Source organism: Candidatus Goldiibacteriota bacterium (assembly GCA_016937715.1).
Taxonomy (GTDB): domain Bacteria; phylum Oederibacteriota; class PGYV01; order PGYV01; family PGYV01; genus PGYV01.
This window is the reverse complement of the sequence record JAFGWA010000069.1, coordinates 1-15721: the sequence shown is the minus strand read 5'-3', so window position 1 is coordinate 15721 and position 15721 is coordinate 1. Positions and strand designations below refer to the sequence as shown.

Annotated in this window: 12 protein-coding genes; 10 read left to right on the top strand and 2 right to left on the bottom strand. The window is 43.0% G+C overall.

The features are described 5' to 3' along the window. The first annotated feature begins 332 nt into the window (after positions 1 to 332). Positions 333 to 4229 carry a CIA30 family protein gene (locus JXR81_07630; protein ID MBN2754722.1) on the top strand — a complete coding sequence of 1299 codons (3897 nt, stop codon included), beginning with the start codon at positions 333 to 335 and terminating at the stop codon, positions 4227 to 4229. 156 nt (positions 4230 to 4385) lie between these two features. Then, positions 4386 to 5219, top strand: a complete 834-nt coding sequence (locus tag JXR81_07625) for a hypothetical protein (GenBank protein MBN2754721.1) — start codon at positions 4386 to 4388, stop codon at positions 5217 to 5219. A 70-nt stretch (positions 5220 to 5289) separates the two neighbouring features. Here the strand turns inward: JXR81_07625 and JXR81_07620 are convergent, their stop codons facing one another. Continuing rightward, positions 5290 to 5631: a helix-turn-helix transcriptional regulator gene (locus tag JXR81_07620; protein MBN2754720.1), complete on the bottom strand. Its 342-nt coding sequence runs from the start codon at positions 5629 to 5631 to the stop codon at positions 5290 to 5292. Positions 5632 to 5814: 183 nt separating this feature from the next. Between JXR81_07620 and JXR81_07615 the strand changes: the two genes are divergently transcribed. The 7 genes from JXR81_07615 to JXR81_07585 all read left to right on the top strand — a co-directional run bounded on the left by JXR81_07615 (position 5815) and on the right by JXR81_07585 (position 14144). Then, positions 5815 to 6081: a hypothetical protein gene (locus JXR81_07615; protein ID MBN2754719.1), complete on the top strand. Its 267-nt coding sequence runs from the start codon at positions 5815 to 5817 to the stop codon at positions 6079 to 6081. 200 nt (positions 6082 to 6281) lie between these two features. Further along, positions 6282 to 7397 carry a virulence RhuM family protein gene (locus JXR81_07610; GenBank protein ID MBN2754718.1) on the top strand — a complete coding sequence of 372 codons (1116 nt, stop codon included), beginning with the start codon at positions 6282 to 6284 and terminating at the stop codon, positions 7395 to 7397. A gap of 122 nt (positions 7398 to 7519) precedes the next feature. Further along, positions 7520 to 9055, top strand: a complete 1536-nt coding sequence (locus tag JXR81_07605) for a sodium-dependent transporter (GenBank protein ID MBN2754717.1) — start codon at positions 7520 to 7522, stop codon at positions 9053 to 9055. 182 nt (positions 9056 to 9237) lie between these two features. Next, positions 9238 to 11067 (top strand): phosphoenolpyruvate carboxykinase, encoded by a 1830-nt coding sequence (locus JXR81_07600; GenBank protein ID MBN2754716.1) that lies wholly within the window; start codon positions 9238 to 9240, stop codon positions 11065 to 11067. Positions 11068 to 11243: 176 nt separating this feature from the next. Beyond that, the gene (locus tag JXR81_07595) at positions 11244 to 12464 is read left to right on the top strand and encodes an ABC transporter substrate-binding protein (protein MBN2754715.1); all 1221 of its coding nucleotides are present in this window, start codon (positions 11244 to 11246) and stop codon (positions 12462 to 12464) included. Further along, a complete protein-coding gene (locus JXR81_07590; GenBank protein ID MBN2754714.1) occupies positions 12457 to 13323 on the top strand; it encodes a sugar ABC transporter permease in 867 nt (288 codons plus the stop codon). Before JXR81_07595 ends, JXR81_07590 begins: the two co-directional genes overlap by 8 nt. Then, on the top strand, positions 13320 to 14144 hold the full coding sequence (locus JXR81_07585; GenBank protein MBN2754713.1) for a carbohydrate ABC transporter permease: 825 nt from the start codon (positions 13320 to 13322) through the stop codon (positions 14142 to 14144). Before JXR81_07590 ends, JXR81_07585 begins: the two co-directional genes overlap by 4 nt. 21 nt (positions 14145 to 14165) lie before the next feature. On the opposite strand, the gene JXR81_07580 is transcribed toward JXR81_07585, so the two are convergent. Further along, positions 14166 to 14894 carry a hypothetical protein gene (locus JXR81_07580; GenBank protein MBN2754712.1) on the bottom strand — a complete coding sequence of 243 codons (729 nt, stop codon included), beginning with the start codon at positions 14892 to 14894 and terminating at the stop codon, positions 14166 to 14168. 149 nt (positions 14895 to 15043) lie between these two features. Between JXR81_07580 and JXR81_07575 the strand changes: the two genes are divergently transcribed. Further along, entirely contained in the window at positions 15044 to 15622 is a 579-nt protein-coding gene (locus JXR81_07575; GenBank protein MBN2754711.1) for a methyltransferase domain-containing protein, read from the top strand. Positions 15623 to 15721: the final 99 nt, after the last annotated feature.

The following is a 15721-nucleotide window of genomic DNA, read 5'->3' as shown; positions in this document are numbered from 1 at the left end:
GCGCACCTCCATATTTCTATGCTACCACGCTTCGGAATAGGACATTTCTATTTTGCATATTTAGGACATTATCACTTTGCGGTTACAATAATTAATTCGCGTCAGTAACAGTAAGCCCAAAATTGTTTCTTTGATTATAATTTTGGCGGAATTATAAACGCCCTGTCATGGGTCTTAATCCCGGACAGGGCGTTTGTTTTAATAATCCTTTCTAAACCCAAATAATTCCTTGACACTATTATTTATTGTATTAAAATCATTGCAGGATATAAAATTCCTTTTTTTTAGCGCTTTATTTAAACGGTTTAATTGAATCCGATGATGGGGGTTTTATGATAAGAAAAACTGTTTTGAATGCGAAGTATAACGCGATAATCATCATGGCGGGTATGTTTCTAATTCTGTCTTCCTTAATATACGCCACGCCTTTATCGCAGAACGGGCAGCTGAAGGTTGTAGGAAATCAGCTTTCAAATGAATGCGGACAGGCTGTGCAGTTAAGGGGCGTTTCCAGCCATGGGCTTCAGTGGTACGGTTATGCAAGCTGCATGGATTATTGCTGCGCGACAGAATCTGCTATTAATTATCTTGCAAATACCGCCGGAATTGATATTTTTAGAATTGCAGTTTATCCGGATGATGATCCCACATTTGGTTACATATCAAATCCCAGCGGATTTACGGCACAGGTCAACAATCTTGTTCAGATATGCGAACAAAACGGGATATACGCCCTGATAGACTGGCATGTAATGGGTGAATCCAATCCGCTTGTGAATCTGACATATGCCCAGCAGTTCTGGAGCGATATGGCAACCGCCCATAAGGACAGAAAAAATGTAATATATGAAATTTGTAATGAGCCAAATTATACAAACGGCGACGGCTCATGGACAAACATAAGAACTTACGCGAATACAATAATACCTCTTATAAGGGCAATCGATCCTGATGCTGTAATAATAGTGGGAACCCCAAACTGGTCACAGCTTGGTTCCGATGTTGTAAATAACCCGCTTTCTTATTCAAATATAATGTACACATTCCACTTTTACGCGGCAACTCATGATACAAGCATGCTTACTCCGTACATAAACCAGCTTCCCATATTTGTCACTGAGTGGGGGGCCACAGAAGCATCAGGCGCGGGAGGTACAAACTATATCAGGGCGGATGAATTTATAAACATAATGGCGGGCAATACAGGCGGCCCGAAAATAAGCTGGTGTGGATGGTCATGGTCAGAGGCTCCGGAAACTTCAGGTATGCTGAATGTCGGAGCGTGCACTTCAGAAAACTGGACATCTTTGAAACCGACAGGTGATTATGTTATGGGAAAGATTTCAAGTCCCGCTGATAGTTTTGGCACATGTTCTGTTCCAACCCCTACGCCTACCAGCAACGGGCTTACCCCAATACCAACCGAAACCATTCCGGCAACAGACCTGCGTCTGGACAGCATGACGGACGGTGACGACACCAGCAATGTATGCACATACTGGTATTCATACGATGACAGTAATGACTGTACCGATAAGGACTGTGTGGCCAATCCGCATGGAAATTCGCAGATAGTTCCATGGTCAAAGGATCATTGGGAGGATCTTGGCCTTCCGGTTCAGAAATTCTATATGCAGGCGCCGGGAAGAAACGGCGCGGGTGATTACGCCGCGCGCATTACAGGTGTGGTTACCACAACGTTCTTATACGGCTTTACCGGGCTTGGGCTTCCGCTTGTGGAACCGGAAGGCCCGGTTAACATAAGCAGCGCGACAGGAATAAGTTTCTGGTGTAAAAGCAGCGCGTCAAGGGATTTCAGGCTTAAGATAAATTCGCCGCAGGCATTCGGCGGAAAGTTAGATGAAGACATGTACGGTTATGTCTTTACAGCCGGAACTTCATGGCAGAAAGTAACTGTTGATTTTTCCAGCCTGTTATTTTCACAGGAAGGCTGGGGCGACAAAACAGTGACAAAAACAATGGCGCTGTCCGCCGTGGATACAATACAGTGGCAGACTGAAGGCCAGGATGGCGCGCCATATAATTTTGATTTGTGGGTTGATGACGTGGTGCTTATAAACGCGCCGGCAGCCCTTAAGACAGTAGCGGCGGGCGGATGTTCGCCGCCGACTAACACGCCCACGTGGGACCCGTTACAGCCCACATATACTCACACGCCAACACCCGCTTATGAAATGCGGGTTAACTGCGGCGGCGCGCAATACACTGACGGCGCTGGAAAAATATGGCAGGCCGATAAGGCTTTTACAACAGGTTCATGGGGATACGAAGGCGGCGGCGGAGTTGCCGATAATTCAGCCAATGGTGTAGCCGGTACCACGGACGACACCCTTTACCAGTTTGAAAGATGGGGAAGCCCGTTTTATAGGTTTACATTGCCCAACGGCACTTATCAGGTTACATTAAAATTCGCGGAGATGTATTTTACAGGAACGGGTTCAAGGGTTTTTGATGTATTAATTGAAGGTGTTACTGTTGTTGATAATCTGGATATTGTAGCCGCGGTTGGGGCAAAAACCGCGCACGATGTCACGGTAATTGTTACCGTGTCTGACGGCAGGCTTGACATAACTTCAAGCGCGTCTGTTGACGGCGCGCTGTTTAACGCCATTGCAATTGTGGGATACTCTTCGCCTGTTAACACGCCTACGTACACTCATTCCGCCACATATACCCGTACTTTTACGCGCACATATACAAGAACAGCTACAAGGACCGCCACAAGGACGGTAACAGCCACGGCTACAAGGACATCAACGGCGGTTATTCCGTTAACCAATACAGCCACGCGCACGGCAACAATTACAAACACGCCTTATTGGTCGCTGACTGCGACAAGGACATCCACTGCCACGGTTACAAATACAAAGCAGGCGGATACTCCCACATATACAGCTACACGGACAATAACACCAAGCCCCACAAATTCAAGGACTATAACAACTACCATTACGCCGACTGTTACTGTTACGCTTACTTCAACTGATTCGCCGACGCCCACGGCAACAACAGGGGCGTATCTGACAGCCGTTATAAATGTTTCTCCGGACACCGTTAATACCGGCGATACCATCACTGTAATAATGCAGGTGGAAAACACAGGCACAGGCGCTGCCTCTGATGTATTGCCTTCAGGCCTTGTGCCTTCGGGCACGGGAAGCGTAACATTGGTTTCGGCGCCGTCTATAGCGGTAACCATACCGGCGGGAGGTGCCGCTTCGTTTACCTGGATATATACCGCGGCATCGCAGGGTGTTGTGACATTGCAGGCAAGCGCGGACGGTATTGACGCTGTTGGGACATGGCCGGTAACAAGCGGTATTGTCACAAGCAATAATCTGGCAATAGGCGTGCCGCTGCCCACAAATACACAGACATATACTTCTACAGACACCGCGACAAATACGCCCACTTTCACGCATACATTTACCGCTACAGACACGGCAACAGATATGCCTACGCAGACTTACACAAACACACCTACGGACACAACAACTGATATACCAACTGAAACATCCACGCATACGCCTTCTTACACGTCCACGCATACAGCCACAGATTTGCCGACAGGGGCAAGCACGTACACGTTCACAAATACTCCCACTGTTACGGCAACGCATACTGATACCGCAACCAACACTCCGACGGATATCCCGGTTGAAACTTTCACGCACACTTCAACGTATTCCGCCACCAATACTTTTACGCGGACAAATACGGCTACAAATACTTTCACGTATACATATACGCACACAAGGACGTCAACATATACTCCTGTTGACACATCCACATATACTCACACGCCTACAAATACCCCTGAAAATACCGCTACGCACACTAACACTCCGGAAAACACATTTACGCCCACGCCTACTTTAACTCCGGCGGATTCCAAGGACCTTAAAATTACGGATGAATTTGTATTCCCAAACCCGTATAATCCGAATCTTGGATTGCCTTTCAGAATAAGGGCGGCTTTTACCGGCGGTTACGGCAATGTAAGCGTAAAAGTATATACCCAGTCGCTGCGGTGTGTTAAGGAATTTACTTTTGACGGGTCGGCATGGCCGGGGGTAAGGACAATGGAAGTTCCCGCGCCTGTGCTTTCAAATCTGGCGTCCGGCAGCTATTATTTTGTGATAACGGCAGAGGACAAAAACGGTCAAAAAGCCGCAAGCGGAATTTCAAGTTTAATAATACTTAAATAAGCAGCCGCAAAATATTTTAAACGCCCTGTTTGGGGTCAGCCCCCCGACAGGGCGTTTGCTTTTATATGTTTTGCGTATTACGTTAATGTTGTATAATCCTTTATAGCGCTTAAGACAATAGGGGAAGGCGCAATATGATAACAGGAGTTATATAGAATGAAAAATATTATTGTCTTAATGCTTGCCTTATCCGTTTTTATCCTTCCGTTTATCGGGTGCAAAAAAACAGCAGCCCCCACAATGCCGGCGCCTCCCGACACCATGATGACCGTAACTGAAATAATAAAAATATCTGATTCTGTGCGCGCCACGCAGACTTATGAAGCCGCGTCAACATCAACAGCGCTTGCGGCACTTTTTACCCATACAGCCACGGCGACAATCACTCCCACTCCCACAATCACAATAACCGCGACACGTACAGTTACCGCGACCGTTACATGCACAAGCACCGCGACTCCGCAGGTTTATGTTCTTTACGATTCTCTCACAGAAGGGCCGTCGCCGGACCCGGCCAAATGGGATTTTCAGAGTTCGGGAGCGGAAAATTCCATAAATGTAGGTTTCGGTAGATTTGATTTAAGGGCAAAAACAAGTGTTCCGGGAAGCGACGCGGTTGTTTCAATGACATCAAAATGCCCTGACGGCACAAAGGCATTTAAAGGGCGTATCTATAATTATGCATTCAGCAGCGCGGGAATAAATGATTCTGTAATTTTTGCGATAGAAATTGGAAATTCACAGGACGGTTTTACTGAAATGTTTTATCAGTTTGCCAGATTTTATTTTGAAGGAAGTATTATAAATTTTGAGATTAAACATGTATCAGGGAATAATTATACCGTAAGTATCAACGGTAGTGCGCCTGAAAATGTTCTATACGCGCATCAGCCCCAGGTCAGAATGAAACTGTCAGTGCATTTAACATCAAATTATATAGGTGCAACGGCCGGCGCGGTTTATTGGGCAAAGGATTTTTATTACTACTGATACAATATCAAACTAAAATAAACCGGTTTTTTGATATGTTGAACGGTTATAATTGTTATTGTTTCATAGGCTATTTGCGTTTTTTTAGTTTTCCATAGACGTCTTTTGTTATTTCCATGACAAGATTTTTGTCATTGTCGTTCAGATTTTTAAGCAAAAGTTCTATTTGTTTCTGGTATTTGTCTTTGCTGTTAACAGGGGAGGATTTAAAGTTAATAAGATTTGTAACAGGGGTGTTAAGGGCTATTGCAAGTTTGTGTATGGTTTCAAGGCTGCATTTATTTCTGCCTCTTTCTATCTGGCTTATAAAATTAGAACTTATTCCCGATAACTCGGCAAGCCTTTCCTGTGTAATATTTGATTTCGTTCTTATTTCCTTTAATCTCTTTCCTGTTTCTTTATAGATGTCCATTTAGCCACCCCGTTTCATATGATTATAGTAAAAATCATATTACCACTGGTGCTATATAACAACATACTATAAATTAGTATGTAACTTGACTTATGGATATAATAATGGTAAAAGTATAATATGATGTTTAAAGATAAATATGAACCTTGGGGCGGGTGAATTTTATAAGGGTTTGGAGGGGATATGGAAAGTGTTCAAACGGAGGCGCTGCTGCGAAAAAAATACGAACTGATACACGCGAGTGATCGTGCCGGCGACTTGGTGAAAAAGAATCAGTTAACAAAACAGCTGGTGAAGGTTGAAGAGTGGATAGAAGAAGCAAAGAAAAATATTGATTGTGGTAAAAAAATGATTAATCAGGAGCCGCTATCAGGGCTGCGTGATAATGGCGGCACGGAAAACCCGGTTTCTGATTTTCAATCCGCACGGGAAATTTCCGGCAGGACATAAAACGCCCCGAATAAGGTATAGTGATCTGACGGAACCTCAATAAAAATCCTTTTTATTGTTTAGTAATTTATACTTGATTGATAATCCTATCTGTGTTAACCTTTTAATAAGTTAACCAAAGTTAACCTTTGTGAAAGTTAACATAAGGAGGGTTTGTGGTGAAGAAGGAGTTTTACAGCATTCCGGAACTTGCAAAGCTGATGAACATAAGCCGCATAGCGGTTTATAAGAAGGTAAAAAAAGGGCAGATAAAGGCTAAAAAAGCGGGCAGAGATTACATAATTCCGTCATCGGCGGCGGAAGAATTCATCGTAAATGATGAAGAACCGGCCAAATATGGAGAGATACATGTTTTCAGGCCGGAAGATCTTAAAACGGGCATTGAAGCCAGATTGACCAAAGATACGATATGGCTGAATCTTAACCAGATGTCTGTGCTTTTTGACCGGGATAAATCCGTAATTTCAAGGCACATTAAAAACGTATTTGACGAAAAAGAGCTTGTCAGGGATTCAGTTGTTGCAAATTTTGCAACAACTGCGGCTGATGGAAAAAAATACGATACAGAGTATTACAGCCTTGATGTTATTATTTCCGTGGGTTATAGGGTAAAATCTTCCGCCGGAGTGCAATTCAGAATATGGGCTACCGGGGTTCTTAAACAGCATCTTGTTCAGGGGTACACCATAAATGAAAAGCGGTTAAAAGAAGCATCTGCCATGTTTGCCCAACTGCGCACAGCGGTAAATCTGCTTTCCAGGTCTGTTCAGGATGAAACCTTTAAAGGCCTTGAAGCAGAACTTATATCTGTTATTAACAGTTTTGCAGGATCGCTGAACATACTTCAGGGTTATGATGATATGAAATTAAAGGCCGGCGGGAAAAAGAAACAGGAATATGAACTTACATATGAAGAAGCGTTGACACAGATAGAGAAGGCAAAAAAAGAGTACATAAAACAGAAAAAAGCGTCATCGCTTTTTGGAAAAGGCAAAGGCGACAAATTAAAAAGTTTAATAGGCGCGGTTAATCAGTCTTTTAACGGCAAAGACGTTTACCCTACAGCAGAAGAAAAAGCCGCGCATTTATTATATTTTGCCGTAAAAGACCACCCGTTCGCGGACGGCAATAAACGCATTGCCGCCATTCTGTTTCTATATTACCTTGCAAAAAACAACCTGCTTTATAAACCCGACGGCAGCCCTTCTATCAGTAACGGCGCGCTTGCCTCGCTTACGCTTTTAACCGCAATAAGCGCTCCTGCGGAAAAAGACACGATTGTGAAAGTGATATTAAATGTAATGCGGGCGGGGTAAGGTAGAATTGAATCGCGCCGTGTTTCCGGAATTTTTTGGGAGCATACATATTTAAAATATTTTTTCTTTGATAAAAAAAACAATTAATGTAAAATGATTTAATAAAGTTTTTGGAGGAAAAGATGAAAAAAAGGCAGTCTTGGGGATCACGGCTTGGCATTATTATGGCGGTGGCGGGTTCTGCAATAGGGCTTGGCAACTTTTTAAGGTTTCCGGTACAGGCCGCGTCTAACGGCGGCGGCGCTTTTATGATTCCTTATTTTGCAGCGCTTTTGCTTGTGGGAATTCCGCTTATGTGGATTGAATGGACGGCAGGGCGCTATGGCGGCGGTTTTGGACACGGTACAGCGCCGGGCATATTCCATACAATGGGAAACAAAAACCGTTTTATTAAATATTTCGGGGTAATAGGCATGTTTGGGCCTGTAGCTATTTTCCTTTATTACTGTTACATAGAATCATGGCTTCTGGGATTTACTTTTTATTCGCTTACCCCGCAGTACGCAAAGGCGCTTGAAGCCGGGCTTACCGCGGAATTCTTCGGCAATTACATAACCGTAAAATCGCCCTTATCGCCGGCGTACATATTTTTTATAATAACTTTTTCGCTGAATTTCCTGATTCTGTTTTTTGGGATAAAAAACGGGATAGAGCGTGTGTCAAAATTTTTAATGCCTGTTCTGCTTATGCTTGGATTATTTTTAACAATAAGAGTTCTTACCCTTGATTCCGCGGGAACTAAAATGGGATGGTCTGTCAACGAAGGCCTTGGTTTTATGTGGAATCCTGATTTTGCGGTGTTAAAAAACGCAAAGGTATGGCTTGCCGCGGCAGGGCAGGTGTTTTTTACGCTTAGCGTGGGAATGGGCGTTATTATTACGTATGCCAGTTATTTAAAGCAGGAAGATGACGTGGCGTTGTCCGGCCTTACTGCCGCTTCCACCAACACGTTTGCCGAAATAATAATAGGCGGCAGTATTGTAATACCCGCGGCTTTTGCTTTTTTCGGGCCGGAAAAAATAATACAGGTGGCGGGCAGCGGCGCCGTAAGCCTTGGTTTTATAACGATGCCCATGGTGCTGGCTGAAGTTCCGTTTTCCGCGCTTTTTGCCTTTGTATGGTTTCTGCTGCTTTTCTTTTCGGGCATCACTTCATCCATATCCATGCTTCAGCCTTCAATAGCGTTTTTTGAGGACGAGTTTGACACATCAAGAAAAAAAGCCGTGGCAATAATAGCGGCTGCCACATTTATCCTTATTCAGCCCGTAATATTTTTAATGTCCCACGGGCTTATTGACGAGCTTGATTTCTGGGGCGGGACTTTTGCCCTTGTCCTTTTTGGTACTTTTGAAGCTGTGCTTTTTTCGTGGGTATTTGGCATAGATAAAGCGTGGGAAGAAATCCACAAAGGCGCGCAGATGCGCATTTCAAAAATTTATAAATGGGTCATCAAATATATTACCCCGTCTTTCCTGATTGTAATACTTGTCATGTGGTTTGTTCAGGACGGCTGGCCGGTTATAACGATGAAAAACACCCCTGAAGCCGACAAAGTGTATGTATTGTGGACAAGGATAGGCCTTGTGGCGCTTTTTGCGGCCTTGTGCCTTATGGTAAAACTTGCGTGGAAAAAACGCAGAGAAGAGGGGAAAGAATAAAATGAAACTTTCAGGCATAATTTTTATGGCGTCCGCGTGGCTGGCAATAATTTTTACCCTTGTTTACTGTTTTATAAGGATATTTAAAGAGAAGAAACAGAAACCGTAATAAAAGATGTTTTTTTAAAAAATATACCCGTGCCATAAAGCACGGCGCTAAATAAATATTACCGGAGGTTTGTATGTCTCAGCCAAAGCTTGAATTTATAGGTAATAAAGCCGTGTTAAAAGCGTCGGGAAGATTATGTACTTCGGAAGAAGAAATAATAAAAAGTGATTTTTTTAAAGAGGTTATAAACCGGTACATTGACAGCCTTGCCGAAAGGCACTCTGTGCTTCTTAATATATTTGGAGAAGAGGAAAAAGGTTTCTTTGAAAGGATGAGCGGATTTTTTGCGGATATGAAAAAAGGCGGGGCTGATAAAAAAACAGTAAGCGAAAAAAGGGAAATAACAATGGAACAAAGGGATATGCTTATTTCGGTTTTTTCTTATTTGTGCAAGATAAAAGCTGAAGAAACCGTAAAACTTGTGCCGGGTTCGGAAAAAATTCTTTCGGACCATGTGCTGTTATTTGAATTTGTACAGGGATTATATGAATACTGGAGAAAATTTGACAGGTTCCTTCTGCTTAATGATTCTGAAAATATAATGAAACCCAAAGAAGTGATAAAACAGGATGTGGAAAAATTAACTGTTCTTGTAAGAAGCACTTACAGGAACATAAAAGATAATTTATCTTTAAGCCCTTCAAAAATTTTCAGGCAGGTAAGGGCCGGCGTTGAAATAACGGCAATTATAAAAAAGCATCCCGAGTTTCCGCTTGGCGGCGTTTATAAAACGCTTACAGAAGTCCCTTTTATAACAAATATTATATTGTCCCCGCCTTTAATCTTAAACCCGCTTAACAATAAAAGAAAAGGCAGTTATGTAAGGGTGGATGTAAACCCCGCTGAGTCCGCGGGAATTAACCCGGACAGGTGGCTTTGTTATCCTGCAAAAGCGGGTGATGTACTGATTTATGTTTATTTTAATGAAAAGTTTATGGATCTTGGTATGTCTTTATGCAACCTTTTTGAACTTGCCGATGAAGAAGAACTTAAACGCAAGCCCGACGCTGTATTTTTTTACGGCGTTACTGAACCTCCTGTAACAGGCGCTGACGGCATGAAGAACGTAATTCATGAGGACAATCAGGAAGGCATTTTTACGGCAAGCGTTCCGGGAGACGATGAATTTGGATACTTTGGATACCTTAAAAAAATGATACTTACGCTGCATAATTCCATTATGATGAAAAGGGGCAGAATGCCTTTTCACGGCGCGTTTGTGCGCGTGATTTTAAAAGGCGGAAAAAGCGCAAACGTGCTTTTAATGGGCGATTCAGGCGCCGGAAAGTCAGAGACAATAGAAGCTTTCAGGGCAATAGGCGACGAATATATTCAGGATATTATAGTGGTGGCTGATGATATGGGTTCAATGGAAATAAACAAGAAAGGCGGCATCACCGGCTACGGCACGGAAATAGGCGCTTTTTTAAGGATAGACGACCTTGGCCCCGGTTACGCGTTTGGCCAGCTTGATAACGCCATTATGATGAGCGTAAGCCAGGCAAACGCCAGGCTTATAATTCCCATTACGCCTTATCAGACAGTTATAAAAGGGCATGAAGTTGATTATATAATTTACGCCAATAATTATGACGCTGACGGCGAGGCGATAGAAAGATTTGCTTCGCCGGAAGCGGCAATTGATGTTTTCAGGGAAGGGAAAGTGATGAGCAAAGGAACCACAACGTCTACGGGGATTGTAGGCACTTATTTCGCGAATATTTTCGGCCCGCCCGTATATAAAGAACTGCACGAAAAAATAGCTTCTGAATTCTTTAAAGCGTTTTTTAAAAAGGGGATATATGTGGGGCAGATGCGTACACGCCTTGGCGTGCCGGGAATGGAACGGGAAGGCCCTGAATCAAGCGCCAGGGCGCTTCTGGATCTTATTCTTAAAAGCTGAACATAAAAACGCGGCGCGGATATATTACGGTTTTTTACATAAAAGGCCTTAAGCCCTTGACAAACAACCGGATAAGGCTTAAAGTGAATTTGTTAAAAAAATCAAAAAATAAAACCGTGACGCATTAAAAAAAATCATTTACACCGGCGGTTATTATTTTTTACGGAGGCCGAATAATGAAAAAAAGTATTTTTATCGCGGTAATATTTTTGATTTTATTTATCTTTATCTCCTGTAACAAAGCCCCCAAAGACACCGTTGTTTTTTCAACAGGCGGAGCTCCCGCGGAACTTGCCGTATGGGAAGAAGTTATAAAAGATTTTACCGCTCTGACGGGCATAAAAGTTGAATTGAACCGCCAGCCGACTGATTCTGATTTAAGAAGGCAGGGGCTTGTGGTTCCGATGAAGGCAAAAAAAACAACCCCTGATGTATTTATGATGGATGTCGCGTGGATAGCGCAGTTTGCCGCTTCCGGATGGCTTTTTGAATTCCCAAAAGAGTACGCGGATAAAGGGGTGTTTTTTGAAAGTATAATTTCCACCGCTGACGTATATAATGATAAAGTTATCGCGCTTCCGGTAAACGTTGACGGCGGTGTTTTATATTACAGAAAAGATATCGCAAAACCGCCTGAAACATGGGAACAGCTTGTAATGCTTTCAAAAAAACATAATATGCCTTTTGTATGGCAGGGAGCCCAGTATGAAGGCCTTGTATGTAATTTTCTTGAATACGCGATAAGCGCCGGCGGCGGAATAAATCTTGAATCAAAAAATATTGTAAATTCCGGGGAAAATATAAAAGCGCTTGCTTTTATGAAAGGGCTTATTCACGCTGATAAAGTTTCTCCCGCAAACACTTATACGGAAATGAAAGAAGAAGAGGTAAGAAATGTTTTCCAGTCGGGCAAAGCCCTTTTTGAAAGAAACTGGCCTTACGCGTGGGCGCTGCATGAATCCGATGATTCGGCGGTAAAAGGCAAAACAGGTATAGCGCCGCTTCCTTATTTTAAAGGCAATAAAAGCGCGTCAACGCTTGGAGGCTGGCATGTAGGGGTTTCCCGTTATTCTGTAAATAAGGATAAAAGCCTCAGATTTGCTGAATATATAACTTCTTACGATGTTCAGAAAAAATTTGCCTTAAAACTTGGATGGAACCCCGCGCATAAAAGCGTATATAAAGACAGGGAAGTACTGGGAAAATATCCGCACTTTTCGGCTTTAAGCGGTGTTTTTAATAACGCGGCTGCAAGGCCAAATGTACCGTATTACACGCAGCTGTCGTCAATACTGCAAAAACACCTAAACAGCGCTTTGGCGGGCAGGACAGAACCAAAAGGCGCCCTTGACAGCGCGGAAAATGAAATTAAAGCGGCAATAAAGAGATATGAATAAAAAAATTACCCCGTATTTATATATAATTCCTCTTTTTGCCGCGATATCGCTGTTGATACTTGTCCCCGCGTTCGGAACTTTTATAAACAGTTTTTACAGAGATGTGACCTTTTTAGACAAAGAATTCATATTTTTCAGCAATTACCTGTCGCTTTTCGGCGACAACGGTTTTGTTCAGTCGCTGCGTTTTACCGTTATGTTCACGCTGATATCCGTGCCTTTTGAAATGGCGCTTGGGGTTATGCTTGCGCTTCTGCTTAATGAAAAGATTCCGGGAAGGGGATTTTTAAGGGTGGCGGTGCTTATACCGTGGGCAATTCCGGTGGCGGTATCCGGAAGAATTTGGCAGCTTATTTATAATTACAGTTACGGGCTTATAAACACAATTTTTTTAAGCCTGGGAATTTCAGACGCGCCGGTCAACTGGCTGGGCACCGGCACAAGCGCGTTTGTTTCCCTTGTAATAGCCGACGCGTGGAAAACAGTCCCGTTTGTGGCGATAATAATACTTGCCGGGCTTCAGTCTATTCCCGATGAAATCCACGAACAGGCTAAAACTGACGGCGCCGGAATATTTCAAAGGTTTTTTCTTCTTGTGCTTCCCATATTAAAACCTGTTATTATTGTGGCGCTGCTTTTCAGGACAATTGACGCGCTAAGGATATTTGATATTATATTTGTTATAACGGGAGGGGGGCCGGGCGGTTCAACAAATTCGCTTTCTTTATACGCTTATAATTATTATCTTTCGGGTGATTTTGGCGCGGGATCAGCAGTATCTGTAATATTGTTTTTAATCGCGCTTATTCTGTCCGTTGTTTATGTCAGTGCGGGAAAGTTTTCGGAGGACATGAAATGAACGAAGCCAAAATAAAAAAAATAATGGTAATTACGGGCTGCGCGGCTGCTGTTGTTATCTGCCTGCTTCCGTTTATTTATATGGCGGTGATAAGCCTTCTGGACACAGATAAGCTTTTTTCGGGTACGGGTGTTTATGTGACTTTTTCAAATTACATAAATGTAATTTCGGGGGAAAATCTTCACTTTCCCGAATACCTTAAAAACAGTATTTTAATTTCCCTTTTATCATCGTTTTTTACCGTTTTAATAGCGGCGCTTGCGGCTTACGCGGTGGCGCGGCTGAATATAGCGGGAAAGACGCTTATACTTCTTGCTGTTTTATGCCTTTCTTTATTTCCGCAGATCAGCATTGCGGGGTATATATTTAAAATACTTTCCGCCATTGGGCTTATAAACACTTACAGCGGGCTTATATTTCCTTACATAGCATGGTCGCTGCCGCTGTGCCTGTGGATTCTTACAAGTTATTTTATGTCTGTGCCAAAAGCGCTTGATGACGCGGCCGGTGTTGACGGCGCGAATTCTCTGCAGATACTTTTATATGTCATTCTGCCTGTGGCAATTCCGGGTATTGTTACGTCGTTTCTTATCACTTTTATTTTCACGTTGAATGAATTTTTATTTGCGCTTATGTTTACGATGGATCATACGGCAAGGACCGTGCCTGTGGCGATAGCGTTATTTACCGGGCTTCACGGGGAACTGCCCTGGGGTGATATAATGGCGGCGGCCGCGATTACAACCGCGCCGGTAATAGTTATAGCCGCTGTTTTTCAGAAAAAAATAATAAGCGGACTGACCAAAGGCGCCGTAAAATAACGCTGATAAAAAATAACTGATTTACTGTTTTGACATTGTCACGTTGTCAAAAATAAATTCCACGAACGGGGTTGAAAGCCCGTTGCCTTCAACGTGAATGTAAAATTTAACCTGCTCAACAATTGCAAGCACTTGTGCTGTGGTAAGCGTTGTGCTTGTGTTGGTAAAAGTATAAGGGTACAGCGACAGCGAACCCCAGTCTCCGGAACGGTTAAGTTCTATATCCGTCATTTCAAGCCTGTGATTCATTGACGGGTCCTGAAGGGTGATGTTTACATAAATTTTATCTGTTACAGGGGCGTTTGTGTTTACTTTATAGCTGAAGTTAAAGCGGTTATAAGCGGAAAAGTCGCTGCCAACCCCGTTGGCCGAGCGCGTCTGCGGAAAAGCGCCAAGCCACGCGTTGTTGTCATTCAGCGCGGTGGCGGAAACGCTGTAAGCTTTTGTTCCGTAATTCACCGGTTCGCCTGAAAGTGTTATACAGTTTCTTGCGTAAAGGTCAACGTCGACGCTTTTTGCCCCCAATACCTGATTTGTGCAGTCAGAGCATTCTATTGAAGTGATGCACATTGATTCTTCAAAATCGGCAATTACAACAGGTGTTACTGTGGGTGTCACGGCGTTTGTGGGGGTGCTTGTGGCAGCCGCCGGCGCGGAAGGTGCCGGCGCGGGATTCTGTCCGCATGATAGCAGCATAATAAAGATTACAGGTATTAATGTTAACAAAAGCAGTAATGGTTTTTTTCCCATTTTTTCCACCTCGTAATATTTTTTTTTGACAATTAATTATATTCTACCCGCCGCCCGGTGTCAAATTAAAAAATGAATCTTTTTTACCGTTTGAAATTTATTTATTATTGTGATAATTTATAAAAATAAAAAAATATAAAAGGACAAAAATGGCGGATAAAAAAGATGAAAATTTTAGAAGCTGGTATTTAAATGACGGCAGAAAATTTTGTTTAAAAGCGGGAATCAAACCCGGCGCACGTATTTTTGAATTTGGGGCCGGCCCCGGCACTTATACCGTGCCGCTTTCACAGGCCGCGGGTAATAAAGGCATTGTTTACGCCGCGGAATGCGATAAGGATAAACTGAAAGAATTAAAGGAAAAAATAGAAACTTACCGCTCTGAAAATGTAAGGATATATGACACCAAAGGGAAGATAGACGCGGGATTTGGTGAAGAATTTGATTTTGCGCTTATTTATGACGTGGCGCATTACTTTGGCGCGGATGACAGAAAAAAACTTTATTCCATGATTTACGGTATTTTAAAAAAAGGGGGCGTTTTTTCGCTTTTTCCAAAGCACAGGCTTAACGACCCGGGCGCTTCCGGGGATTTTGGAAAAATGGGATGGCTGCAGGTAAAAAAAGAGGTATTGGACAGGGGTTTTAAGTATCATAAAACGGTTGTTTCAAGAATACCCCACGCTGGGAATTTTAAAAATGAAAGGTTAATGCATTTTATAAAATAAAAACACTGCTGTGCATAAAAATTGTAAGATGAAGTGCAACATTTGAAGTAACAAAAAGTCCCACTGCTCACTTGTGTTATTATGTTGTTTGTGAGAACG